The organism is Williamsia sp. Y853, from assembly GCF_056786495.1.
On the sequence record NZ_JBXCJC010000003.1, the window covers coordinates 332428 to 357429 of the forward strand.

The 25002-nt window shown below is 65.3% G+C and carries 18 protein-coding genes; 15 read left to right on the top strand and 3 right to left on the bottom strand.

The annotated features are described in order from the left end of the window. Positions 1–51 precede the first annotated feature (51 nt). From ruvC to AC1TPF_RS17790, 9 genes are all read left to right on the top strand, one after another. The gene (gene ruvC, locus AC1TPF_RS17750) at positions 52–621 is read left to right on the top strand and encodes a crossover junction endodeoxyribonuclease RuvC (RefSeq protein WP_482139297.1); all 570 of its coding nucleotides are present in this window, start codon (positions 52–54) and stop codon (positions 619–621) included. Beyond that, on the top strand, positions 618–1214 hold the full coding sequence (gene ruvA, locus AC1TPF_RS17755; protein WP_482139298.1) for a Holliday junction branch migration protein RuvA: 597 nt from the start codon (positions 618–620) through the stop codon (positions 1212–1214). Before ruvC ends, ruvA begins: the two co-directional genes overlap by 4 nt. Positions 1215–1227: 13 nt before the next feature. Continuing rightward, positions 1228–2409: a Holliday junction branch migration DNA helicase RuvB gene (gene ruvB / locus AC1TPF_RS17760; RefSeq protein ID WP_482144875.1), complete on the top strand. Its 1182-nt coding sequence runs from the start codon at positions 1228–1230 to the stop codon at positions 2407–2409. 113 nt (positions 2410–2522) lie between these two features. Then, positions 2523–2939, top strand: a complete 417-nt coding sequence (yajC, locus tag AC1TPF_RS17765) for a preprotein translocase subunit YajC (RefSeq protein WP_482139300.1) — start codon at positions 2523–2525, stop codon at positions 2937–2939. 128 nt (positions 2940–3067) lie between these two features. Continuing rightward, positions 3068–4630, top strand: a complete 1563-nt coding sequence (gene secD, locus AC1TPF_RS17770) for a protein translocase subunit SecD (protein WP_482139301.1) — start codon at positions 3068–3070, stop codon at positions 4628–4630. Then, complete coding sequence (gene secF / locus AC1TPF_RS17775) at positions 4623–5825, top strand: protein translocase subunit SecF (protein WP_482139302.1); 1203 nt, start codon at positions 4623–4625, stop codon at positions 5823–5825. The genes secD and secF overlap by 8 nt, the downstream gene beginning before the upstream one ends. Positions 5826–5836: 11 nt before the next feature. Further along, positions 5837–7540, top strand: coding sequence for an ABC transporter substrate-binding protein (locus AC1TPF_RS17780; RefSeq protein WP_482144876.1), 1704 nt, complete (start codon positions 5837–5839; stop codon positions 7538–7540). Positions 7541–7565: 25 nt separating this feature from the next. Beyond that, positions 7566–8126, top strand: a complete 561-nt coding sequence (locus tag AC1TPF_RS17785; protein ID WP_482139304.1) for an adenine phosphoribosyltransferase — start codon at positions 7566–7568, stop codon at positions 8124–8126. A gap of 56 nt (positions 8127–8182) precedes the next feature. After that, positions 8183–10525: a RelA/SpoT family protein gene (locus tag AC1TPF_RS17790; RefSeq protein WP_482139305.1), complete on the top strand. Its 2343-nt coding sequence runs from the start codon at positions 8183–8185 to the stop codon at positions 10523–10525. Positions 10526–10664: 139 nt separating this feature from the next. Here the strand turns inward: AC1TPF_RS17790 and AC1TPF_RS17795 are convergent, their stop codons facing one another. Continuing rightward, a complete protein-coding gene (locus AC1TPF_RS17795) occupies positions 10665–11567 on the bottom strand; it encodes a peptidylprolyl isomerase (RefSeq protein ID WP_482144877.1) in 903 nt (300 codons plus the stop codon). Positions 11568–11768: 201 nt separating this feature from the next. On the opposite strand from AC1TPF_RS17795, the gene AC1TPF_RS17800 reads away from it, so the two are divergent. Genes AC1TPF_RS17800 through AC1TPF_RS17810 form a run of 3 tightly spaced genes read left to right on the top strand, consistent with a single transcriptional unit; the run spans position 11769 to position 13935 of the window. Continuing rightward, positions 11769–12485, top strand: a complete 717-nt coding sequence (locus AC1TPF_RS17800) for an MBL fold metallo-hydrolase (protein WP_482144878.1) — start codon at positions 11769–11771, stop codon at positions 12483–12485. Then, positions 12482–13753 (top strand): histidine--tRNA ligase, encoded by a 1272-nt coding sequence (gene hisS, locus AC1TPF_RS17805; RefSeq protein WP_482144879.1) that lies wholly within the window; start codon positions 12482–12484, stop codon positions 13751–13753. Before AC1TPF_RS17800 ends, hisS begins: the two co-directional genes overlap by 4 nt. Positions 13754–13758: 5 nt before the next feature. After that, positions 13759–13935, top strand: coding sequence for a hypothetical protein (locus AC1TPF_RS17810; RefSeq protein WP_482139309.1), 177 nt, complete (start codon positions 13759–13761; stop codon positions 13933–13935). 25 nt (positions 13936–13960) lie between these two features. Here AC1TPF_RS17810 and AC1TPF_RS17815 read toward each other — a convergent pair whose 3' ends face one another. Together AC1TPF_RS17815 and ypfJ are read right to left on the bottom strand one after the other, a co-directional pair. Beyond that, positions 13961–15592: a DUF885 domain-containing protein gene (locus tag AC1TPF_RS17815; protein ID WP_482139310.1), complete on the bottom strand. Its 1632-nt coding sequence runs from the start codon at positions 15590–15592 to the stop codon at positions 13961–13963. After that, positions 15589–16452, bottom strand: coding sequence for a KPN_02809 family neutral zinc metallopeptidase (ypfJ, locus tag AC1TPF_RS17820; protein WP_482144880.1), 864 nt, complete (start codon positions 16450–16452; stop codon positions 15589–15591). Before ypfJ ends, AC1TPF_RS17815 begins: the two co-directional genes overlap by 4 nt. A gap of 95 nt (positions 16453–16547) precedes the next feature. Between ypfJ and aspS the strand changes: the two genes are divergently transcribed. The 3 genes from aspS to AC1TPF_RS17835 all read left to right on the top strand — a co-directional run bounded on the left by aspS (position 16548) and on the right by AC1TPF_RS17835 (position 25002). After that, positions 16548–18371, top strand: a complete 1824-nt coding sequence (aspS, locus tag AC1TPF_RS17825) for an aspartate--tRNA ligase (RefSeq protein WP_482144881.1) — start codon at positions 16548–16550, stop codon at positions 18369–18371. A 272-nt stretch (positions 18372–18643) separates the two neighbouring features. After that, on the top strand, positions 18644–22288 hold the full coding sequence (locus tag AC1TPF_RS17830) for a transglutaminase family protein (protein WP_482144882.1): 3645 nt from the start codon (positions 18644–18646) through the stop codon (positions 22286–22288). After that, complete coding sequence (locus tag AC1TPF_RS17835; RefSeq protein WP_482144883.1) at positions 22285–25002, top strand: circularly permuted type 2 ATP-grasp protein; 2718 nt, start codon at positions 22285–22287, stop codon at positions 25000–25002. Before AC1TPF_RS17830 ends, AC1TPF_RS17835 begins: the two co-directional genes overlap by 4 nt.

Below are 25002 nucleotides of genomic sequence, written 5' to 3' on the forward strand. Positions count from 1 at the left end.
ATATCGAACAGTTGTTCGTTTCTGGTGGGTCGTTGTCGAAGGTGGAGATGCATGCGTGTGATGGGTGTGGACCCAGGGTTGACCCGGTGCGGGATCGCGCTGGTTCAATCCGGCTCCGGTCGCGCTGTGACGGCACTTGACGTCGACGTGATCCGCACGCCCCCGGACATGCCGTTGGAGAACCGGTTGCTCGCCATCCACACGGCCGCCGAGCACTGGCTCGATGTCCACAGCCCGGACGTGGTGGCGATCGAGCGGGTCTTCGCGCAGCATCAGGTCAGCACCGCCATGGGTACCGCTCAGGCCGGGGGAGTGATCGCGCTGGCCGCGGCCAAACGGGGTGTCCCGGTGCGATTTCACACGCCGAGTGAGGTGAAGGCCGCTGTCACCGGCAGCGGTCGTGCCGACAAGGCACAGGTGACCGCGATGGTCACCCGCATCCTTGGCATGCAGCAGGCTCCCAAACCGGCCGATGCCGCCGACGCCCTGGCGTTGGCGATCTGTCATTGCTGGCGTGGGCCGATCGCCGAGCGCATGGAAGCGGCCCAGGCAAAGGCATTGGCCCAGCAGAAGGCGTATCGCGAGCGAGTCGCCCAGGCGAAGAAGGCGGCGGCGCGATGATCGCATCGGTTCGTGGTCCGGTGGTCGACGTGGCGCTCGACCATGTGGTCATCGATTGCGGCGGCGTCGGATATCAGGTCCTGGTGACCCCGAGTACCGCCGGATCGGTACGCCGTGGCGTCGAGGCCATCTTGTTGACGACGATGATCGTCCGCGAGGACTCGATGACGTTGTACGGCTTCACCGAACCCGACGCCCGATCGCTGTTCACGCTGTTGCAGACAGTGACCGGGGTCGGCCCGCGGTTGGCGATGGCCACCCTTGCGGTCCTCGAGCCGGACGCATTGCGTCAGGCACTCGCCGGTGGCGACACCAAGGCGTTGATCACCGTGCCGGGCATCGGCAAACGGGTCGCCGAGCGTCTCGTCGTCGAACTGCGCGACAAGGTCGAGCGGCCACATGCCGCCTCCGCGGGTGATTCCTCGATGTCGAGTTTCACGATTCGCGATCAGGTGACCGAGGCCCTCGTCGGGCTCGGATTCGCCGCCCCGCAGGCAGAGAAGGCCGTCATCGCGGTCCTCGCCGACCGGCCCGATGCCGATTCGGCAACCGTGCTGCGAGCCGCGCTGGCGTCACTGGGTAAGACCAAGTGATGGCTGAGTCGCCATGATCGGCGCCGGGGACGACAACTTCGGGGACGACAACTTCGGGAACGACGATTTCGGTGAGGGCGACGATTTCGAGGCCGGATCTGATGACTCGTCCAGTCGTACCGTCAACGCCGGTCGGATCACGGCCGACGGTGATCTCGACAACAGCCTGCGGCCACGGAGCCTTGGCGATTTCATCGGACAGCCACGGGTCTGCGAACAGCTCGAACTCGTGCTGCAAGCCGCCCGCGGACGCGGCGGGACAGCTGATCACATCCTGCTCTCGGGTCCACCCGGACTCGGTAAGACCTCGCTCGCGATGATCATCGCGAGCGAGATGGGTGCGGCGCTGCGTGTGACGTCGGGTCCGGCGCTCGAACGGGCAGGCGATCTTGCAGCGATGCTCTCCAACCTCGTCGAGGGTGATGTGCTGTTCATCGACGAGATCCATCGGATCGCCCGGCCCGCCGAGGAGATGCTGTACCTGGCGATGGAAGACTTCCGCGTCGACGTGATCGTCGGCAAGGGACCCGGTGCCACGTCGATCCCGCTCGACGTCGCGCCGTTCACGTTGGTCGGCGCGACCACGCGGTCGGGAGCCCTCACCGGACCACTGCGTGACCGATTCGGTTTCACCGCGCACATGGAGTTCTACGACACCGGTGAACTCGAGCGGGTTCTGAACCGGGCGGCGGGGATTCTCGGGATCACCATGCACCCCGACGCCGGTGCCGAGATCGCCTCCCGGTCCCGGGGCACGCCCCGGATCGCCAACCGGCTGCTGCGGCGCGTCCGCGACTACGCGGAGGTGCGGGCCGATGGTGTGGTCGACCTGGCCGTTGCACGCGCGGCACTGGCCGTGTACGACGTTGACGAACTCGGATTCGATCGCCTCGACCGCGCTGTGCTCGCGGCCCTGATCAGGGGTTTTGGCGGCGGGCCGGTGGGTGTTTCGACGCTTGCGGTGGCGGTCGGAGAAGAACCCGCCACCGTCGAAGAAGTGTGTGAACCGTTCCTGGTGCGTGCCGGGATGATCGCCAGGACTCCTCGCGGCCGGGTTGCGACCGCCGCCGCGTGGCATCACCTCGGGCTGAACCCGCCTGCGGGAGCGCTCAGCGCGGGCTTCGGCGTGCGCGCCCGGGACGATGGCCCCGAGGTGGTTTCGCTCATCGATCCCTCCGGCGAGAACGAGATCTGACAAGCAGCCGTTCGACGCCGAATCTGGCGCAGCGCGGCGAAGATGGCACACTGGTCAGTGATTGCGAGCACTTCTCGCGACCACGAATTACAACCAAGGACTGAACACACCTCATGGAATTGCTATTTCCCCTACTGCTGGTCTTCCTGGTCGGCATGATGTTCCTGTCTGTCCGCCGCCAGAAGAAGGCAGTGGCAGCAGCCAAAACCATGCAGGAATCCCTGCAGGTCGGCGTCCGCGTCCAGACCACGTCCGGTGTCTACGGCACCGTGACCGGACTGGCCGAAGGCACCGTCGATCTCGAGATCACCGACGGTTGCGTCTCTCGTTGGAACCGCCTCGCCATTCGCGAGGTCGTTCAATCCGATGACCTCGCCGACAGCTACCCGGGTGTCGGATTGATCGGCAACAACGATGCCGAGATCGAATACAACGGCATCCACGATGACGACGTAGACCTGGGCAGCTCCGACGGCGGCGACAAAAATGTCAGCCTGGAGAAGCCGCACGAAGACCAAGACAAAGCATAATTACGAAGCCCGTACCGGGGCGCCTCCATGGAGGTGCCGCGACACAACTGTGGTCGCGGCACGTACCGTGGCGGGCGCCCCTGCGGTGTGCATGGGGTATCTAGGACAACCGAGGAGACGTAGGCAGCGTGGCATCGTCGTCGAACCGTGAGGCACCGCCTCTACGGTCTTTGATCGTCTTTTTCTTATTGATGATCGTGGTGTACGGGTTGGTGTTCTTCACCGGCAACCAAGATCCGACACCCAAACTGGGTATCGACCTACAAGGTGGTACCCGGGTCACACTGACCGCGCGTACTCCCGATGGCGCCGCGCCGAGCAATGATCAGCTCGACAAGGCAAAGCAGATCATCGAGCAGCGCGTCAACGGGCTCGGTGTCTCGGGGTCCGAGGTGGTCATCACCGGTGACAACCTGGTCATCACGGTGCCCGGCGACGACGGTCAGCAGGCGCGCACCCTCGGGCAGACCGCCCTGCTGTACGTACGGCCCGTCGCCACCGTTCAGGCGGCGACACCTCAGCCGGCGGCAACCACCCCCGAGAACCAGACGCCGGAAGAGGCGATCGCCGAGGCGAAGAGGTTGCGGCAGGCTCCCGCCGATGCCGACACCACCGCCCTGACCGAGTACATGTCCCAGATGAACTGTGATCCTTCGATTCCGGATCCGTTGCAGGGCAACGACGATCCCGATCAGTACCTGGTGACCTGTTCCGAGGACGGGACGCAGGTCTATCTGCTGGAACCGCAGATCCTCAAGGGCAGCGACATCGACAAGGCCGAGGCAGGTACCACCCAGGGGGCCGGTGCATGGATCGTGCGCTTGGACTACAAGGGTGGCGCCAGCGATCGCTGGGCGAGTTACACGGCCCAGAACATCGGCAAGGCAACCGCATTCACGCTCGACTCCAAGGTCGTCAGCGCTCCCCAGATCAACGGTGCCATCAGTGGCACCACCGAGGTCAGTGGTGACTTCACCCAGACCGAGGCGAAAGACCTCGCCAACGTCCTCAAATACGGATCGTTGCCGTTGTCGTTCGAGGCCTCCGATGCGGAGACGGTGTCGGCAACACTCGGCTGGTCCTCGCTCAAGGCAGGTCTGATCGCGGGTCTGGTCGGGCTCATCGCCGTCTTCATCTACGCATTGCTGTACTACCGCATGCTCGGAATCCTGACGGTCGTCTCGCTCGTGATGTCCGGGATCATGGTCTACGGGATCATGGTCCTGCTCGGCAGGTACATCGGCTTCTCGCTCGACCTCGCTGGTATTGCCGGTCTGGTCATCGGTATCGGTATGACCGCCGACTCGTTTGTCGTCTACTTCGAACGAATAAAGGACGAGATGCGCGAGGGCCGAAGTTTCCGGTCCGCCGTGCCTCGCGGCTGGGCGCGCGCTAAACGGACCATCTGGTCCGGCAACGCGGTCAGCTTGATCTCGGCTGCGGTGCTGTACTTCCTGGCGATCGGTGACGTCCGCGGATTCGCCTTCACACTCGGCCTCACGACCATCCTCGACGTCGCGGTCGTCTTCATGGTGACGTACCCGCTGGTGGTCTACGCATCACGTTCGAAGTTCCTGTCCAAGCCCAACGTCAACGGACTGGGCGCTGTCACCGATGTGGCGCGCGAGCGGCGCAACGCGGCAGCGGCGGATCGTCCGACCTCGACCTCAGGAGGAGTGCGCAATGGCTGAGGTCGATCGCCTGGCACCCACGAGTGACGCGAACTTTGTCGCGGCCACCAATCGTTCGTTGTTTTCACGTCTCTACACCGGTACCGGTGCCTTCGAAATCGTCGGCAGGCGCAAGATGTGGTACCTCATCACACTGGCGTTGGTGGTCATCTCACTGGCCAGTATCGGTATCAGAGGTTTCACCCTCGGGATCGACTTCGAGGGCGGCACCCAGATCTCGCTCCCGATGTCGAGTGAGGTGAGCACCGGAGACGTCGAGGACGTATACACCCAGGCCATGGGCAGTGCCCCCGAATCGGTGCAGACCGCCGGTGCCGGTTCGAGCAAGACGGTGCAGATCCGCACCGAGACCTTGAATGCGCAAGAAGTGGTCAAGGTCAACTCGGCGCTGGCAGAAGCATTCGGCCTGGCGCCGAACGACGTGAGCTCGTCCGAGGTCAGCTCCACCTGGGGTGGTGAGATCACCAAGAAGGCGATCATCGCCCTGATTGTCTTCCTGGTCATCGTGACGGTGTACATCGCCATCCGATTCGACCGAGAGATGGCACTGGCGGCGATGGCCGCCCTTATCTTCGACATCATCACCACCGCTGGTATCTATTCGCTGGTCGGATTCGAGGTGACCCCGGCGACCGTCATCGGCTTCCTTGCGATTCTGGGTTTCTCGCTCTACGACACGGTCGTGGTCTTCGACAAGGTCGAGGAGAACGTCCGAGGCGTCATGCACACGTCGCGCCGCACGTACGCGGAGCAGGCGAACCTTGCGGTGAACCAGACACTGATGCGGTCCATCAACACCACGGTGATCTCGGTGTTGCCGGTGCTGGCGCTGATGATCATCGCGGTCTGGCTGCTCGGGGTCGGAACACTGAAGGATCTGGCCCTGGTCCAGATGGTCGGTGTGATCACCGGAACGTACTCGTCGCTCTTCTTCGCCACACCGTTGCTGGTCACGCTCAAGGAGCGTCGTAAAGACATCGGGGCGCACACCCGCAAGGTCCTTGGTCGCCGCGCGGAGCGTGAAGAGCGCGCGAGCGTCTCCGACGCTGCCGGGTCCGAGGCCGCTGGATCTGCAACTGCAGGGTCCAAGACCACGCTGACCAAGACCGCGCCGGTCACCAAGCGTGCGTCCCGTCCCGGAAGCACTCCGGAACCCGGGGTGCGTCCGTCGGGTAAGCGCAGGCGCAAGCACTAACCTCACGGTTGATGAGAATCCGCGGGCACCTGGCGATGGCAATCGCCGGGATGTGTGTACTCGGGTCGGTCAGCGCCTGCTCCGATCCGCCTGCGGAGGCCGTGAACTACGTCATCGATGGCGCGGTGACGACCTACAACCCGAGTTCGCTGGGTGGGTCCACCGAGGGTGCGCTGATGGCGCTGTCGCGAGTCCTACCAGGTTTCAGCTACCTGGGGCCGGACGGCGGCGCCCTTGCGGACACCGACATCGGCACCTCCGTTGTCACGGACAGCGACGGCGGGGGGCTGGTCGTCCGCTACCAGATCAACCCCAAGGCCGTGTACAGCGACGGGGTGCCGCTGACGTGTGACGCGTTGACGTTGGCCTGGGCGGCGCACAGCGGTGCGGTCGGCGGCTTCGACGTGGCCAGCACCGCCGGGTACCGCGACATCGAGGACATCGATTGCCGACCCGGTGCGCGGACCGCGATGGTCACGTTCAAACACGGTCGCGCATACAAGGATTGGAAGGCGCTCTTCGGCGCAGGCACGCTGCTGCCGCCGCAGGTGATCACCCAGCAGATGGGCATATCGTCCGTCGTCGACGTCATCACCGGGTCCGACCCGCAGGCCAGAGCCGAACTCGCGCGGGTATGGAACACGGCGTGGACGTTGGTGCCCGGCGAGGGCGCGGCCGATCGATATCCGGCGCTGGGACCACTGCGTGTCGAGGAGTACACCCGCGACGGCGGGCTGGTCCTGGTGGCGAACACCCGCTGGTGGGGGGATCCGCCCGCCATGCCACGGCTGACCGTCTGGCCACGGCAGACCGAGATGACGGAGAAGATCGCCGCCGGTGATGCCGGTTCCATCGATGTTCTCGACATCGCGGCCGGGACCTACGGAGTCGACCCGGCGCCACGCGAACAGCGCGAGGCCGTACCGATTCCATCGGGCGGGCGGGCGCCCGTCTCGTCACTGGGTGTCGAACGTCTCGTCTTCTCCGGTGGTGGCGTGTTCGCTGATCCCGCCGTCCGCCGGGCATTTGCCGCCTGCGTCCCACGAGACAGCATGGCCCGCGAGTTCGGCCGCGGAACATCGGTGGTGAACAACCACATACTCGGTCCGGACGATCTGTTGTCCGACGCGGTGAACGCACAGTTCGGCAGCCAGTACCTACAGGCCGATCCCGAACGGGCCCGAGCGCAATTGGCTGCCGCCCGCGCCGGGATGCCACCGCTGGTCGTCCGGGTCGGCTATGTCGCGCCGGACAGTCGCCGGGCGCAGATGGTCGCCGCCATCGCCGCGAGCTGTGGTCGTGCCGATGTGACCGTCACCGATACGGCGGGTCCGGACATCGGTCCGGGAAGCCTCGGACGCGACGTCGATGTGCTGATCACAGCCTCGGGCAACGGTTTTGCGGCCACCGGGGCCGCCGACCCGACCCGGGACAGCTACGCGTTCGTGCGCGGTGAACCGATCAACGTCGGGGGTTACGACAACAGTCGGGTGTCCGCTTTGATCGGTCAGCTCGCGGTGACGGTTCCGTCTGCCGGAAGGCTTCCGCTGCTACGGGAGATCGAGACATTGCTGTGGCGCGACATGCCGGTTCTGCCGCTGTTTGCGGAGGCGCGTACTCGGCTCGCGGGGGACAATGTGAACAATGTGGTGATGGGGATGTCCAGACCGGGCTCGGGCTGGAACATCGACCGTTGGCTGTTGACCGACAATTGAACGAACAAGATTGAGGAAATACCAGATGGACAGCAAGACCCCGATCGGCCACGACGCTCTCGCGGCGATCGAGCGACTCACCCGCAGGGTGGCCGACTTCCCCTCTCCTGGAATCCAGTTCAAGGACCTGTCACCGGTCCTGGCTGATCCGGAGGGATTGCGTGCGGTGATCGCCGGGCTGGCCGCTGGTGGCGCCGACGGCGTCGACCTGGTTGCGGGAATCGATGCCCGCGGTTTCTTGTTGGGATCAGGTGTAGCACTTCACCTCGGTACCGGTGTGCTGGCGATGCGCAAGGCAGGCAAACTGCCGCCGCCCGTGCTCACCGAGAGCTATTCACTCGAATACGGCTCCGCGAGCCTGGAGATCCCGGCCGATGGGCTGGATCTGACCGGACGCCGCGTGCTCGTGATCGACGATGTCCTGGCCACCGGTGGAACGGTCATCGCAGCGGTGAAATTGCTGCGGCAGGCCGGTGCGATCCCCGTGTCGATCGCCGTGGTGATGGAACTCGAAGGACTGGGCGGCCGCGAAGCCGTCAGCGCGGCCTGCGCCGGTGTCGAACTCTCGGCGCTGGCTCCGGGCTGAGGCGACTGGGTTCTGGCCGAGACGACTAGGCTTGATTCGACAAACGGAGGTGACAGATGGCTGACGAGGCTCCCAGGGCTGCATCGGTGACCACCGGTGAGAAAGAGTCCGAAGCGAAGACCGGCGGTGCAGCGGTATCGACGTCTGCCTCTCGGCGGGTGCGTGCCCGCCTGGCCCGGCGGATGACTGCGACGAAGAGTTCCATCAGGCCCGTTCTGGAGCCCCTGGTCGCTCTCCATCGCGATGTTCACCCCAAAGCCGACGTTCATGTGCTGCAGCGGGCCTACGACACCGCAGAGGCGCGCCACAGCGGCCAGTTTCGTAAATCCGGCGACCCGTACATCACCCACCCGCTGGCGGTGGCGACGATTCTCGCCGACCTCGGGATGGACACCACCACCCTGGTGGCGGCGTTGCTGCACGACACCGTCGAGGACACCGGGTATTCGCTCGAGGAGCTTTCCGACGACTTCGGGCAAGAGGTGGCGCATCTCGTCGATGGTGTGACCAAACTCGACAAGGTCACACTGGGCAATGCCGCGGAGGCAGAGACCATCCGCAAGATGATCATCGCGATGGCCCGCGACCCGCGGGTGCTGGTGATCAAGGTGGCCGACCGGCTGCACAACATGCGGACGATGCGCTTCCTGCCGCCCGAGAAACAGGCCCGAAAAGCGCGCGAGACCCTGGAGGTCATCGCCCCGCTGGCACATCGCCTGGGTATGGCAACGGTCAAGTGGGAGCTCGAGGACCTGGCCTTTGCGATCCTGCACCCGAAGCGATACGAAGAGATCGTCCGTCTCGTCGCCGACCGGGCGCCGTCACGCGATACCTACCTGGCGCGCGTGCGGGCCGACATCATCAAGTCGCTCGAGGGTTCGCGCATCACGGCAACGGTCGAGGGCCGGCCCAAGCACTACTGGTCGATCTATCAGAAGATGATCGTCAAGGGGCGCGAGTTCGACGACATCCACGACCTGGTCGGCATGCGCATTCTCTGTGACGACCTCCGCGACTGTTACGCCGCTGTGGGCGTTGTGCATTCGCTCTGGCAGCCGATGGCGGGCCGTTTCAAGGACTACATCGCCCAGCCCCGGTATGGCGTGTACCAGTCGCTGCACACCACGGTGATCGGTCCCGAGGGCAAGCCGCTGGAAGTCCAGATCCGGACCCGTGACATGCACCGGACCGCAGAGTTCGGCATCGCGGCGCACTGGCGGTACAAGGAGACGCGAGGCAAGAACGGCACCAAGCCTGGATCAGAAGCCGCCGAGATCGACGACATGGCCTGGATGCGCCAGCTGCTCGATTGGCAAAGGGAGGCAGCCGATCCCGGCGAGTTCCTCGAATCGCTGCGGTACGACCTCGCGGTCAAGGAGATCTTCGTCTTCACCCCCAAGGGTGATGTGATCACCCTGCCGATGGGGTCGACGCCGGTCGACTTCGCGTATGCGGTGCACACCGAGGTCGGTCACCGCTGCATCGGCGCACGGGTCAACGGACGGCTTGTCGCGCTCGAACGCAAGCTCGAAAACGGTGAAGTGGTCGAGGTTTTCACCTCCAAGGCCGCAACGGCCGGTCCGTCGCGGGACTGGCAGAGTTTTGTGGTCAGCCCCCGGGCCACGGCCAAGATCCGGCAGTGGTTTGCCAAGGAGCGGCGCGAAGAGGCACTCGAGTCCGGCAAGGACGCGATCGTCAAAGAGGTTCGCCGCGGCGGGCTTCCGATCCAGCGCCTGCTCAACAGTGACTCGATGAGTGCGATCGCAAGCGAATTGCGCTTCGCCGACGTCTCGGCGCTGTATGCGGCCGTCGGTGAGGGCCATGTGTCGGCACGACATGTGGTCAGCCGCCTGGTTGCCCAGCTCGGTGGACTCGAAGACGCACAGGAGGCGCTGGCCGAGCGGTCGACGCCCTCGACCATGCCGTCGCCGGTCCGTCAGACCGGTGATGCCGGTGTGGTGGTTCCCGGCGCCGATGGTGTTCTGGCCAAGTTGGCCAAATGCTGCACCCCGGTACCGGGCGACGAGATCATGGGCTTCGTCACGCGTGGTGGCGGTGTCAGCGTGCACCGCACCGATTGCACCAACGCGGGGTCGCTGCGCGAGCAGGCCGAGCGGATCATCGAAGTCAAATGGGCACCGTCACCGTCGTCGGTCTTCCTGGTCGCGATCCAGGTCGAGGCGCTCGACCGGTCGCGGCTGCTGTCGGATGTGACGCGGGTCCTCGCGGACGAACGGGTGAACATCCTGTCCGCCTCGGTGACCACCAGTCGCGATCGGGTGGCCATCAGCAAGTTCACGTTCGAGATGGGCGATCCCAAGCATCTCGGACATGTTCTGAATGTCGTACGGAATGTCGAAGGCGTCTACGACGTCTACCGGGTGACCTCGGCCGCTTAGATCTCGGCCGTATAGATCTCGGCGTTGCCCAGATCCTGCAGTGCTCAGATCCTGCAGTCCGGAATCAACCGAACAAAAAACCCGGCCGCTCCCAAACGGGGCGGCCGGGTCTTTTTGTTGCTCAGTTCGTGACGGTGGATCAGCTCTTGACGGTCGCGGTGAGGATCTCGACCGGCAGCACGGGCTTGCCGTCGGCGGAAGGTGCACCGTCGGCGCCGGGTTCGACTCCGGCGGCCAGGACCTTGTCGAGGACCTGGAGTCCGGCGGGATCGACCGTGCCGATGACCGAGTAGCTCGGTGCCAACGTGCTGTCTTCGATGACCATGAAGAACTGGCTGGCGCCGGTGTTCTCCTGACCACTGTTCGCGACGGCGATCGTGCCGCGAGGGTAGACGACGGACTGGCCGGTCGTGTCGCCTGCTGCAGGCGCAAGGGTCGTGGGCGCCTCGTCGGGGCTCTGCCAACCGGGGCCGCCTGCGCCGGTGGCCGTCGGATCGCCGCACTGCAGCACCTTGATGCCTTCGGTGGTGAGGCGGTGGCACGTGGTGTCGTTGTAGTAGCCCGCCTTGATCATCGTCTCGAAGGCGCCGACGTTGCAGGGCGCGTCCTTACGATCGAGCGTCATGGGCAGCTCACCCTGGTTGGTGGTGAACAACGCGTCGACGATGCCGTTCTTGAGTTGCTTGTCACCGGGGATCGGGGTGGTGCGCTTGTTTGCCATCCCCGCGGTGAGCTCGTCCTTGTACTTCAGGTACTCCGCCTGCTGCTCGGCCGGGACCTGTTCGATCGGCGGTAGCGATGCCAGCGGGTCGGCGTCGTTCGGGGTGTATGCGCAGGCGGTCCAGCGTGCCTTCTCGTTGTCGTCGGACACCTTTTTGACGGCGAAGGCGGTCACGCTCGCGGCAACGATGACAACCACCGCCACCGAACTGCCGATGATGATCAGCTTCCGCTTGCGTGCGGCCTGCTGCTGCCGCTCCAACCGCGTCTCCAGCTTGCGTTTGGCCGCTAGCCGGCGTTGCTCGTTGTTGCTGCTCGACACTGCAGAGAACCTCCGTCAAGTCGTACGTCTGACCGCGCCCCGGGTGCGGGACACCGATGCGAGTCTGCCAGCACTTGCTGAGAGCACGTTATATGGGCGCTGCCCCGGCGCGCCGGACAATATGACGTGGCCGTGGCACATGAGGTTTGGCGGTGCTGGGATGATGGTCGAACACGTCCTTACGACCCAGGAGAACAGACCATGCTGATCACGGGTTTCCCCGCCGGTATGTTCGCCACCAATTGCTACGTGGTGGCGAACGGGCCCGGCAGCGATGCGATCATCATCGACCCAGGTCAGGACGCGGCTCCAGGCGTCCGCGAGATACTTTCCGAGCATCAGCTGAACCCGGTGGCGGTCCTGTTGACCCATGGTCACCTCGATCACACCTGGAATGCCGCCGAGCTCTGCGACGAGTTCGCGATTCCGGCCTACATCCATCCCGCCGACCGGCCGATGCTGGCCGATCCGGGTGTCGGGATAGGTCGGGCGATGTCCCAGATCATCGGCGACACGGTGTTCCGTGAGCCGGAGAAAGTCATCGAACTGACCGACCGCGAATCGGTCGACGTCGGCGGAATTTCCTTCAGCGTCGACCTCGCGCCCGGTCACACCCAGGGTTCGGTGCTGTTCGGTATCGACGTCGTCACCCCGGAGGGCACTGTGCCGGTGTGCTTTTCCGGTGATGTGTTGTTCGCCGGTTCGATCGGGCGGACCGATCTGCCCGGCGGTAGTCATCAGCAGCTCCTCGATTCGATCGCCGACCGTCTGCTGCCGCTTGACGACAACACCGTGGTCCTGCCGGGCCACGGCGAGCAGACCAACATCGGCCGCGAACGCGCCACCAATCCATTTCTCGCCGACCTGACCGCCTCGGGATCGGCCGATCAACCCAAGAAGGGACGTCACGGGCTGTGAATGCCGGATTTCAGGCTCCACGAGGTGTACCGGACTATGTGCCACCGCAATCGGCGCAGTTCGTGGCGGTACGCGACACCCTGACGCGTGCAGCGCGACTGGCCGGGTACTCACACATCGAGCTCCCGATCTTCGAGGACACCGCGCTGTTCGCCCGCGGTGTCGGAGAGTCGACCGACGTCGTCTCCAAGGAGATGTACACGTTCGCCGACCGCGGCGACCGCTCGGTGACGTTGCGCCCCGAGGGCACGGCCGGTGTGATGCGTGCGGTGATCCAGCACGGCCTCGATCGCGGCCAACTGCCGGTCAAACTGTCGTATGCCGGACCGTTCTTCCGCTACGAGAAACCGCAGACCGGTCGTTACCGCCAGTTGCAGCAGGTGGGTGTCGAGGCGATCGGCATCGATGATCCGGCACTGGACGCCGAGGTCATCGCCATCGCCGATGAGGGTTTCCGCCGTCTGGGTCTGACCGGTTTCCGCCTCGAGATCACCTCGCTCGGCGACGACACCTGTCGGCCGCAGTACCGGGAAGCCCTGCAGCAGTTCCTCTTCGGGCTCGACCTGGACGAAGAGACCCGCCGTCGCGCCGAGATCAACCCGCTGCGCGTCCTCGACGACAAGCGTCCGCACATTCGTGAGGCCACGGCGTCGGCGCCGCTGATGATCGACTATCTGTCGGACTCGGCGCGCGAGCACTACGACGCGGTGATCGGTCACCTCGACCGACTCGGGGTTCCGTACGAGAAGAACCCGCGACTGGTGCGTGGCCTCGACTACTACACCAAGACCACCTTCGAGTTCGTGCACGACGGACTCGGTGCGCAGTCCGGTATCGGTGGCGGTGGCCGCTATGACGGTCTGATGAAGCAGCTCGGTGGCAAGCAGGAGCTCTCGGGCATCGGCTACGGCTTGGGTCTCGACCGCACCGTGCTCGCGCTGGAGGCCGAAGGTATTGCCGCCGTCAGCGATGCGCGCTGCGAGGTGTTCGGCGTCCCGATGGGTGAAGCCGCCAAAGACGAGCTGGTCGCGATCACCGGTCGACTTCGGGCCGCGGGCATCCGCGCCGACATCGCCTACGGGGGTCGCGGTCTCAAGGGTTCGATGAAGGCCGCCGACCGCTCGGGCGCACGTTTCGCGTTGGTGCTCGGCGAGAACGAACTCGCCGACGGTCAGGTCGAACTCAAGGATCTGTCCAACGGTGAGCAACAGCGCGTCGCGCTCGATGACGTGGTGGCGCACATCAATTCGGCGTTGGCTGCAGGGTAGGGGCCATGGGGGTGCGGCGTCGGTGGGCGGCGATGGTGGTGGGGGTTCTGATGGCGACCAGCGTCGCCGCCTGCACCTTCACCGTCGACGGTGATCCGTCGCCCGCCCCGCATACGGGCCGGACGTGGGGGAGTTCGGCCCATACGCCGGAGTTCCCCACAGCCGAGAACCCGCCCGGCTAATCGGCGACTCGTTTGTAGGTGGTGGTCAGCTCAGTTCTGCCCGCAGCACATCGAGACTGACACCGCCCAGCGCCAGGGCCTTGCGGTGGAAGTCCTTGAGGGATGCCGTCGGGTTGGTTCGGATGTAGTTGTCGCGGGCCTGTTGCCAGACCCGTTGTCCCAGTGCGTATGACGGGGCCTGTCCAGGCCAGCCGAGGTAGCGGTTGAGCTCGAACCGCAGCACTGTCTTGTCCATCGCGACCGCGGAGCTCAGGAATTGCCAGGCCTTGTCGGCATCCCAGGTGCCGCCGCCCACTGAGGCGGGTGCAGTCAGGCCGCAGTGCACGCCGATGTCGACGACCACGCGGGCCGCGCGCAGTCGCTGCGAGTCGAGCATGCCCATCCGGTCGCCCGGATCGTCGAGCCAGCCCAGTTCGCCCATCAGCCGCTCGGCGTACAGCGCCCACCCCTCGCCGTGGCCGGAGGTGAACGACGCCAGCTTGCGCCAGCGGTTCAGCTCCGGGCTCACCATCGCCGACCCCAGTTGCAGGTGATGGCCCGGGACACCTTCGTGGAAGACCGTGGTGGTTTCCTGCCACGTATGGAAGAGCTGCTGCTCCGGCGGCACCGACCACCACATGCGTCCCGGACGGCTCAGGTCCTCGCTGGGCATCGTGTAATAGATGATCCCGGTCGCCGACGGAGCCAGCCGGCATTCGAGTGCGGTCAGCTGCGGCGGGATGTCGAAGTGCAGCCTGCCGACCTCTTCGGTCGCGCGGTCGGACAGATCCTGCATCCAGGCGACAAACGCGTCGCGGTCGGTCATCTGGTAGCGGGGATCGTTGTTCAGTGCTTCCAGCGCACCGGCCACTCCGGCGCCGGGTGCGATCTCTTGGGCCAACGTCTCCTGTTCGGCCACAATCGATTCGAGGAGATCCAGCCCCCAGGCGTAGGCATCGTCGACGTCGATGTCCGCGCCGACGAACTCGGCCGAGTGGAGCCGGTAGCGGTCGCGGCCGACGGCATCGGTGTCGATGGTCCGGGGCAGGACCTCGTCGCGCAGGACCGCTGCGAGCTCGGTCATCGCAGCACCCACCTGGCCGCGCAGATCGTCGAGCAGATCGACCTGGTCGGTGGTTTCGATGGCGGTGGCGTTGCTGAAGATCGACCCGGTTGCGGCGTCGGCCTGCGTGGCGCACAGACTCACCTGCCGGCTCACCAACGGGGGACCGGTCTGCACGCGATGGCGCATCCCGGTGATGATCGATTCGACGCAGGCGGGCACCTGCGACAACCTCGCGAGGAACAGGTCCTGCTCGGCTGCGGTCGTCGTCGACATCAGATCGAAGACATCGCGAACACCCTGTAGCGGGGATTCGATGACGTTGACCTCGCCGATCCGCAGGCCTGCATCGTCGACTGCGAGTGCACGGCGCAACTGGTCGGACATCGTGGCAACGGTGACGCGGTCGACGTCGTCGGTGATGTTCGCGGACGCCAGCGAACTCAGCGCGGCGCGGCGTTCGGAGACCCGATCTGCCTCACCTTCCGGAGAGAAGTCCGGCAGTTGATCGTCGAAGCCGGCCACCCCGAGGTGGGTCGCCTCGATGGGGTTGAGTGCACAGGAACGTTCGAGGTGGTTGTCGGCGATCTGGTCGATCGCGCTGGACCGGCTCACAGGCTTGCCGCGTCGAAAGTGTTGCAGGAGTTCGGGTCACCCGCGCTGTAGCCCACGTTGAACCAGCGGACCCGCTGGTCTGATGAGCCGTGGGTCCAGCCTTCCGGGTTGGAGGCATCGCCTTGGATCGCGTCGTCGCCGATCGCCTTGGCGGTCTTGATGACGTCGTTGATCTGTTGCTGGGTCAGCGGTTCGAGCATCGCGTCGGCGCCTTTGTCGGCGTGATATGCCCATACCCCGGCCAGGCAGTCGGCCTGCAATTCGATTCGTACCGAACCCGAGTTCGGTCCTGCCGCACCCATCCGTTGACCTTCCTGCAGGGCACCGGTCAGGTATTCGACGTGGTGGCCGTACTCGTGGGCGACGACGTATTCCTGGGCCAGCGGCCCGTCTCCGCCGCCGAGCTGGTCGCTCAGGACATCGAAGAACGACGGGTCGAAGTACGCGGTCTGGTCGCCGGGGCAATAGAACGGGCCGACATCCGAGGTCGCCGGTCCGCAGGCGGTGTCGACGCTGCCCTCGAAGATGACCGTCTTCGGTGGTGCGTAGCCGGGCATGAGTTCCGACCACACCGCATCGAGGCTGTTGGTGGTGGCCACGATCCGGCATACCGTGTCGGTGTTCGCCTTTTCGATGGTGCAGCTCTTGATCTCCTCGTTGATGGCGGTTTGGTCCTGGGATGAGTACGTCGAGGTCGATCCGTCACTGCCCAGGCCCAGAATGCCCGGATCGAATCCGAACAGGGCTGCTGCGATCACGATGATCAGGCCGGCGCCGCCGCCGATGGCGAACTTGCCGCGGCCTCCGCCACCGCCCGAAACGTTGCCGGTATCCAAGGGGCCATTGCCTCGAAAAGTCATGCGGTCAGCATTGCATGAGCAGTGCCGTCCTCGGCCGATCGAGGCAGCCGTAGGATGTTGCACGATACAAAATCGTCAGCTTCGAGAGGACTATTGTGCTGCGCACCCAATTTGCCGGATCACTGCGAGCCGCGAACGCCGGGCAGACCGTGACGTTGACCGGCTGGGTGGCGCGCCGACGCGACCACGGCGGCGTGATTTTCATCGATCTGCGGGACAGCTCCGGTCTCGCGCAGGTCGTGTTCCGGGACGAGGCCGTCGCCACGCCCGCGCACCGGTTGCGCGCCGAGTACTGCGTCCAGGTGACCGGCGTTGTCGAGCAGCGTCCGGCAGGCAGCGAGAACCCCAACCTGAAATCCGGCGACGTCGAGGTCAACGCGACCGAGCTGGTCGTTCTCAACGAGTCGGCTCCTTTGCCGTTCCAGCTGGACGAGAACCCAGGTGAAGAAGCTCGGCTGAAGTACCGCTACCTCGACCTCCGTCGCGAAGGTCCCGGTTCGGCATTGCGGTTGCGGTCCAAGGTCAACCAGGCCGCCCGTAATGTGCTGCTGGAGCAGGACTTCGTCGAGATCGAGACCCCGACGCTGACCCGTTCGACCCCCGAGGGTGCACGCGACTTCCTGGTCCCCGCACGCTTGCAGCCGGGTACCTTCTACGCACTGCCGCAGAGCCCGCAGCTGTTCAAGCAGTTGCTGATGGTGGCAGGCATGGAGCGTTACTTCCAGATCGCCCGCTGCTACCGCGACGAGGACTTCCGCGCCGACCGCCAGCCCGAGTTCACCCAGCTCGACATCGAGATGAGTTTCGTCGATCAGGACGACATCATCGCCCTCGGCGAGCAGATCCTGGTCGCGCTGTGGAAGCTGATCGGCTACAACGTGCAGACCCCGATCCCGCGGATCACCTACGCCGATGCGATGCGCCGGTTCGGCAGTGACAAGCCCGATCTGCGCTTCGACATCGAACTCGTCGAGTGCACCGACTACTTCAAGGACACTCCGTTCCGGGTGTTCCAGGCGCCGTATGTGGGCGCGGTCGTCATGCCCGGTGGTGCAAGCCAGCCCCGCCGTCAGCTCGATGCGTGGCAAGAATGGGCGAAGCAGCGCGGCGCCAAGGGACTGGCGTACGTGCTGGTGCAGGAAGACGGCACGCTCGGTGGTCCGGTTGCCAAGAACCTGTCGGAGGCCGAGCGCGACGGCCTCGTCGCCCATGTCGGTGCCAACCCCGGCGACTGCGTCTTCTTCGCGGCGGGTCCGGTCAAGGCACAGCGTGCGCTGCTCGGTGCGGCCCGCGGCGAGATCGCCCAAAAGCTCGGACTGATCAAGGACGGCGACTGGGCCTTCACCTGGGTTGTCGACGCACCGCTGTTCGAGCCTGCCGACGAAGCCACCGCAAGCGGTGACGTGGCCGTGGGTTCGGGTGCGTGGACCGCTGTGCACCACGCCTTCACCTCGCCCAAGCCGGAATCGCTTGAGATCCTCGAGTCCGATCCCGGTGCGGCGTTGGCCTACGCCTACGACATCGTCTGCAATGGCAACGAAATCGGCGGCGGTTCGATTCGTATCCACAAGCGTGAGATCCAGGAACTCGTCTTCAAGATCATGGGTATCTCGCACGACGAAGCGCAGGAGAAGTTCGGCTTCCTGCTCGACGCATTTGCGTACGGCGCACCGCCGCACGGCGGAATCGCCTTCGGCTGGGACCGCATCACGGCGCTACTTGCCGGTCAGCCGTCGATCCGCGACGTGATCGCCTTCCCGAAGTCGGGCGGCGGCATCGACCCGCTGACCGATGCGCCTGCGCCGATCACCCCGGAGCAGCGCAAGGAATCAGGCATCGACGCCAAGCCGGCAGCTCCGAAGCAGCAGCAGGCTCCGGCAGCGGCCGGCGAGAAGCAAGCGGCCACCGAGAAGCAGTAGCTCCCGCAAGAAACCTGGATCGACAGATCGCCGGCGGCCTCGTGCCGCCGGCGATCTGCCTTTGGTGGCCTCACACGGTGACGGCCCTGAAGTCTGGCAAATAAAGGACCTCCGAGGGCGATTTGCCCTCGGAGCCCTGCTATTTGACGGTTTTCAGGGTGTTAGTGAACAGTGCCAACCCGTGGTTGGCCTAGATCCTGTGCCCGGCGGTGGGGCGAAGATTGTGATGAACTTGCAGCCTCACGTTTTGGGACGCATGGAGGTAACGCCAGTTGACGATCAAGGTGGCACTCGAGCACCGGACCACGTACAACTTCGACAGGTTGACGAAGGTCTACCCACATGTACTGCGCCTGCGGCCGGCGCCACACTCGCGGACCCCGATCGAGGCGTATTCGCTGAAGGTCGAGCCCGGCGACCACTTCATCAACTGGCAACAGGATGCCTTCAGCAACTACCTGGCGCGCTTGGTGTTTCCGGAACCGACAACGGTCCTGAGCTTCACGGTGGGTCTGGTTGCCGACCTCACCGCGATCAACCCGTTCGACTTCTTCATCGAGGAATGGGCCGAGAACGTCGGCTTCGAATACCCGGAAGAACTCCGCCGCGATCTCGAGGTCTATCTGCGGCCGGTGGACGAGACGGGCGCGGACCCGTTGGTGGCCAAGTGGGTTGACGACCACCGTGCGTCCGGGAAGATGCGCGTCATCGACTACCTCGTCCAACTGAATTCGGCAGTGCGCGACGACGTCCGATACACGGTGCGACTCGAGGCAGGCGTGCAGGCGCCGGAGTTCACACTCGACAGCGGGGTCGGCTCGTGCCGCGACTCCGCATGGTTGCTGGTTGCGATTCTGCGCCGTCTCGGTCTGGCGGCACGTTTCGTCTCCGGCTATCTGGTCCAGTTGACGTCCGACATCAAGTCGATCGACGGCCCGTCCGGCCCCGACGCCGACTTCACCGACCTGCATGCCTGGACCGAGGTCTACCTGCCCGGCGCGGGCTGGGTGGGCATGGACCCCACCTCGGGCCTCTTCGCAGGGGAAGGCCACATCCCGCTTGCCGCGACCCCACATCCGGGCGCGGCCGCGCCGATCACCGGAGCCACCGGCAAATGCCATGCGGTGATGGACTTCTCGAACGAGGTCTCCCGCTTCCACGAAGATCCGCGGGTCACGCTGCCGTATTCGGGTGATCAGTGGAAGCGGATCGTCAATCTCGGCACCGACCTCGACGAGCGGATGCGTGAAGCCGACGTCCGGCTGACGATGGGCGGTGAACCGACGTTCGTCTCCCTGGACAACCAGGTCGATCCCGAGTGGCTGACCGACGCCGACGGACCCCACAAGCGTTCACTCGCATCCGATCTGGCCGACCGCGTCAAGAAGATCTACGCGCCGAGCGGTTTGGTACAGCGTGGTCAGGGCAAGTGGTATCCCGGTGAACCGTTGCCGCGGTGGCAGATCGACCTGATCTGGCGCGCCGACGGAAAAGCACTCTGGAACAACCCCGACCTACTGGATGACCCGTGGCCAACCAAGTACGCCGCACAGGCCACCATGGATTGGCAGGCGCCGGGTGGACTCGGACCGACCGATCCCGCAACGGCCAAGGCGCCCAAGGCATTCATCTCAGCACTGGCACGACGTCTGCGTCTTCCGGACTCGCAGGTGATGCCCGCCTACGAGGATCCGCTGCTGCGGCTCGCCGAGTTGGTGCGGCTGCCTGCGGGCGCACCGCCGGACTCCGAAGCGCAGGCCGCGGAGGCAACCGAGGACGACCTGACGCCCGACAAGGATTCGACAGATATTCGTAAGCGCCTTCTGGCCGAGCTGGATTCGTCGGTCGGCAGTCCCACCGCCTATGTGATGCCGATCAACCGCGCCGCGGACGGTGTCGGATGGCAGAGCGCACTGTGGCGGACCCGGCGGGGCCGATTGGTCCTGAGTCCTGGCAATTCGCCCGCGGGTCTTCGACTGCCGCTCGATGCTCTCTTCTGGGAGCCGAACATGCAGTTCTTCCCGGCAGATCCCACCGCGTTCGACATCGACCCGCTCGCCGATCTTGCCGCGGCGGATGTGCTGCCGCTACCGCCCGCATCGTCCGAACCACCTGCCGCGTCCGCACCGCAGATGCCACGGACCGGAATGGCGGGGGAGTCGCTGCCCGGCGCCCGCCCGGGCACGTCGGTGGCCGAGGCAGGTGTTCCCGGAGACGGTGAACCGCTGTGGATCACCCCGGAGATGCAGAAGGCCCGTGCTGCTGCCGAAGTGAAGAAGGCCGCAGAAGCAGAAGCAAACGCGGCGGCACAAACACCCCCGGAACAATCTGATCTCGTCGAACCCTCCGGTCGATCGGTCACCGCACTGGTGGCCGAGGAGCGCAACGGTGTCCTGTACGTCTTCCTTCCTCCTACCCAGACCGGCGACGACTTCGCCGAGCTGGTCAGCCTGATCGAACACAGCGCCGCCGAGGTGGGTAAACCGGTGGTCATCGAGGGATACGGCCCACCGTCGGATCCTCGCCTGACGTCCTTGACGATCACGCCCGACCCCGGTGTCATCGAGGTCAACATCCAGCCGACGGCGTCGTTCGTCGAACAGTCCGAACTCCTCGAAACACTCTACGACCAGGCTCGCCGGGTCCGGCTGGGCACCGAGTCGTTCGACCTCGACGGGAGCCACGGCGGCACCGGCGGCGGCAACCACATCACACTCGGTGGCATCCGCCCGGCCGATTCACCGATGTTGCGCCGCCCGGATCTGCTGGTCTCGATGCTGACTTACTGGCAGCTGCATCCCTCGCTGTCGTATCTGTTCTCGGGACGGTTCATCGGCACCACCTCGCAGGCACCCCGCGTCGACGAGGGGCGGGAGAGTTCGCTTTACGAACTCGAAGTCGCCTTTGCCGAAATCGATCGCATCAGCGACGAGACCGCGGCAGGCAACACCTCCCATCACCTGCCATGGGTCGCCGACCGGGCGCTGCGCCATCTGCTGACCGACATCACCGGCAACACCCACCGGGCCGAGTTCTGCATCGACAAGCTCTACAGCCCCGACTCGACGCGCGGCCGGCTCGGTCTGCTCGAGCTCCGTGGCTTCGAGATGCCGCCGCACCACCAGATGGCGATGGTGCAATCGCTGCTCGTCCGCAGCCTGGTCTCGTGGTTCTGGGACAAGCCCTACCGGGCGCGGCTGCAACGCCACGGCGCCGACCTGCATGGCCGACATCTGTTGCCGCACTATGTGATCGACGACATCTCCAACGTCGCCGAAGATCTACGCGAGGCCGGCTACGACTTCGACACCGCCTGGCTGGCCCCGTTCACCGAGTTCCGCTTCCCGCGTCTGGGTACGGTCCACATCCGCGATGTCGAGATCGAGCTGCGCGGCGCGATCGAACCCTGGAACGTCCTCGGTGAGGAGTCCGCGTTCGGTGGCACCGCACGGTACGTCGATTCGTCGATCGAGCGGGTTCAGCTCCGAGTCCTCGGTGGAGACATGAATCGCTTCATCCTGACCTGTAACGGTGTCCCGGTTCCGTTGACGCCGACCGGCCGGGCGGGGGAGACCGTCTCCGGTATCCGGTTCCGGGCGTGGCAGCCACCGAGTGCCCTCCATCCGACGATCACCATCGACAGCCCACTGGTCTTCGATCTCATCGATACCCACAACGGGCGGTCCGTGGGCGGTGCGACCTATCACGTGATCCATCCCGGTGGTCTGGCGTACGAACGTCCACCGGTGAACGCGGTGGAGGCCGAGTCGCGTCGCAATGGTCGTTTCGAGGCCTCCGGCCATCACGTCGGCACCGTCGACACCGCCAAGCTCCGTGAGTATCAGGCCAGGCTGGCGACCGATTCCGGTGTGCCCATGATGTTGGATCTACGGCGAGCACGTACAGTCCTTCGGTGACACCGCCAAGGATCGAACCCGCCGGAGTTTTGGACCGATACCGGTCTGACCGGTACGGATTGTTTGATCTGTCGGCCCTGCCGGGATCCCCGTCCGGACCCTTCGACGAGCTGTTCGACAGCACCGGTGCGATCCGCGCCCAGTGGTCCGGTCTGATCGACAATCTGGAGCGGATGGCCGATGCCGGTCTCCGCCAGGCCGATCGGCGGGTGCGCACACTCATCGACGACGACGGCATCACGTACAACGCCCCGACCGGTACCTCCACGCAGCAGCGACGCTGGGAACTCGATTCTGTGCCGCTGTTGTTCGACGGCGCGCAGTGGCAGAGTCTCGAGAAAGGCATCGAGCAGCGGGCGCGAGTGCTCGATGCGCTCCTGTCGGATGTATACGCCGAGCAGAGCGCGATCACCTCGGGTCTGGTGCCACCGGAGATGATCTACGGGCATCCCGGTTTCGTTCGCAAGGCCGCGCGTTTTCCGCAGGTGTGGCCGCACCTGCTGTTCATGCACGCCTGCGACATCGGCCGGGCGCCGAGCGGTGAGTACCTGGTGTATTCGGATCGGACCCAGGCGCCGTCCGGTGTCGGCTACGCATTGGCCGACCGGCAGCTCATGTCGCGGGCATTCCCGCGGCTCCTGCAGCGGTGTGTGCCGCGACCGATGTCGGCGTTTGCGGCCACGGTTCGGATAGCGACGTTCGAATACGCCCCGCAAGGCATCGAGGAACCCACGGTTGCCGTGCTGACACCGGGCTCCCTGTCGGAGACCGCGTTCGATCAGGCCTACCTGGCCTCGATCCTCGGTTTTCCGTTGGTGGAAGCCGCCGACCTGGTGGTCCGTGACGGTGCGGTCTACATGCGGTCGCTGGGAACCTTCAAACGACTCGATGTGATCATCAGGCGGGTCGACTCCGACTATTCCGATCCGCTCGACCTGCGTGCGGACTCCCGCCTCGGCGTCACCGGGCTGGTGGAGGCGGCGTCGCGCGGTTCGGTCACCGTCCTCAACACCCTTGGCAGCGGGGTGCTCGAGAACCCGGCGTTGCACACCGTTCTTCCCGCGATCAGCAAACATTTCCTCGGTGAGGATCTGCTGCTGAACTCGGTGCAGACCTATTGGGCCGGCAACGATCTCGAACACGGAAAGTTGTCGGCCGACCTGCCGTTGCTGGCCATCACGAACTTCCGGACCGGCGAAGAATTCTCCGGTCCGATGCTCAGTTCGGCCGCGATCGACACGCTGCGCGCCCGGATCGCCACCGAGCCGTGGCAGTGGGTCGGCCGGGTCCTCGAACGGTTCTCGGTTGCGCCGTCGTCCACACCCGGCCCCAATCGAACGCGCGGTACGGGTTCGCCGCTGCGTGCGGCACCCGTCGGCATTCGGTCGTTCAGCGTCGCGCAGGGTTCGGGTTACGCGGTTCTGCCCGGCGGCCTCGGCCAGGTGCTCGCCGAGGGAGCCGCCGGGTCGGCGATGAATGCCGTTGCCGGAAAAGATGTCTGGGTGACCACCGTAGAACCGGCTGCCGGCCAGATCCGGGTGGAAGAATCGGGTGGTGCACCAGAACGCACTCGACCGATCATCGTCACCGGTGCCAGTCCCAGCGCGGTCCGCGCGAGTTCCGATCCGGTGGTCAGCTCGCCTCGCGTGCTGTCCGACCTGTTCTGGTTCGGCCGCTACGGCGAGCGGGCCGAGCTGACCACGAGGATGGTCAAGGTCGCCCGCGAACGTTACGAGGACTACCGCTACCGACCGTGGATGACGGGCACGGCGTCGATCCCGTTGTTCCTGAGCGCAATTGCGTCTGCGTCCGGCAATCGGGCGGTTCTGCAGGACACCGCGGGCCTACTCGACTTCGACAGCAGTAAACCCCCGGACCCGGACGAGGTCCTGGCCGCGACGACGCGCTTGCACATGATGACCACCGCCCGCCGGACCCCGGGTTCGGTTGCCTTTGCAGTCGATCGTCTACAACAACTGGCCCGCGCGATCCGCGACCAACTGTCGACGAGCACGTGGATGGTGCTCGGTTCCATCGACCGTGCACTGAGTGAATTGGGTACCGGACCGGCGGCCGGTGCGAGCGAGGACTCCGAGCGCGACGGTTCCGAACTCGGCCGGGCACACGACGACATCCTGCACGGGCTCCTGGCCCTGGCCGGATTGCAGGCCGAATCGATGGTGCACGACCCGGGCTGGTTGTTCATGGACATCGGGCGCCGGGTGGAACGCGCGCAGATGCTGGCCGGCCTGACCTCGGCCATCCTGGTGCCGCAATATGACTCGGACACCGAACAGGGCTTGCTGGAGGCGTATCTGTCGGCCAGCGAGTCGGTCATCATCTACCGCCGTCGTAACCGGGGCATTGTCCGGCTCAGTGCGGTGGCCGACCTGATGCTGTTCGACGAGGGCAACCCTCGGGCGATGATCTACCAGCTCCAGACACTGCGCGACGACCTGAGCTCGCTGCCGTCGATCGTCCGTTCTGCTGCCGCCGAGCGCATCGTCGAGGATCTGGTGGCAGAACTGCGCCGCGTCGACCCGGCGGACCTGGCCGCGATCGGTGCCGGAGGCAAGCGGGTGGAGTTGGCCGAATTGATGCGCACGCTGGACAAAGGACTCCGAGAGCTCTCGGATGTACTCGGGCGCACCAGATTTGCTTACCCTGTCGACATGCAGCCACTCTGGGGTGCCGGATCGGAGGGAACGCTGTGA

Coding starts and splice junctions, on each gene's coding strand:
- ruvC (WP_482139297.1), top strand. CDS start 52: ATGCGTGTGATGGGTGTGGACCCAGGGTTGACCCGGTGCGGGATCGCG.
- ruvA (WP_482139298.1), top strand. CDS start 618: ATGATCGCATCGGTTCGTGGTCCGGTGGTCGACGTGGCGCTCGACCAT.
- ruvB (WP_482144875.1), top strand. CDS start 1,228: ATGATCGGCGCCGGGGACGACAACTTCGGGGACGACAACTTCGGGAAC.
- yajC (WP_482139300.1), top strand. CDS start 2,523: ATGGAATTGCTATTTCCCCTACTGCTGGTCTTCCTGGTCGGCATGATG.
- secF (WP_482139302.1), top strand. CDS start 4,623: ATGGCTGAGGTCGATCGCCTGGCACCCACGAGTGACGCGAACTTTGTC.
- AC1TPF_RS17780 (WP_482144876.1), top strand. CDS start 5,837: ATGAGAATCCGCGGGCACCTGGCGATGGCAATCGCCGGGATGTGTGTA.
- AC1TPF_RS17785 (WP_482139304.1), top strand. CDS start 7,566: ATGGACAGCAAGACCCCGATCGGCCACGACGCTCTCGCGGCGATCGAG.
- AC1TPF_RS17790 (WP_482139305.1), top strand. CDS start 8,183: ATGGCTGACGAGGCTCCCAGGGCTGCATCGGTGACCACCGGTGAGAAA.
- AC1TPF_RS17800 (WP_482144878.1), top strand. CDS start 11,769: ATGCTGATCACGGGTTTCCCCGCCGGTATGTTCGCCACCAATTGCTAC.
- AC1TPF_RS17810 (WP_482139309.1), top strand. CDS start 13,759: ATGGGGGTGCGGCGTCGGTGGGCGGCGATGGTGGTGGGGGTTCTGATG.
- ypfJ (WP_482144880.1), bottom strand. CDS start 16,452: ATGACTTTTCGAGGCAATGGCCCCTTGGATACCGGCAACGTTTCGGGC.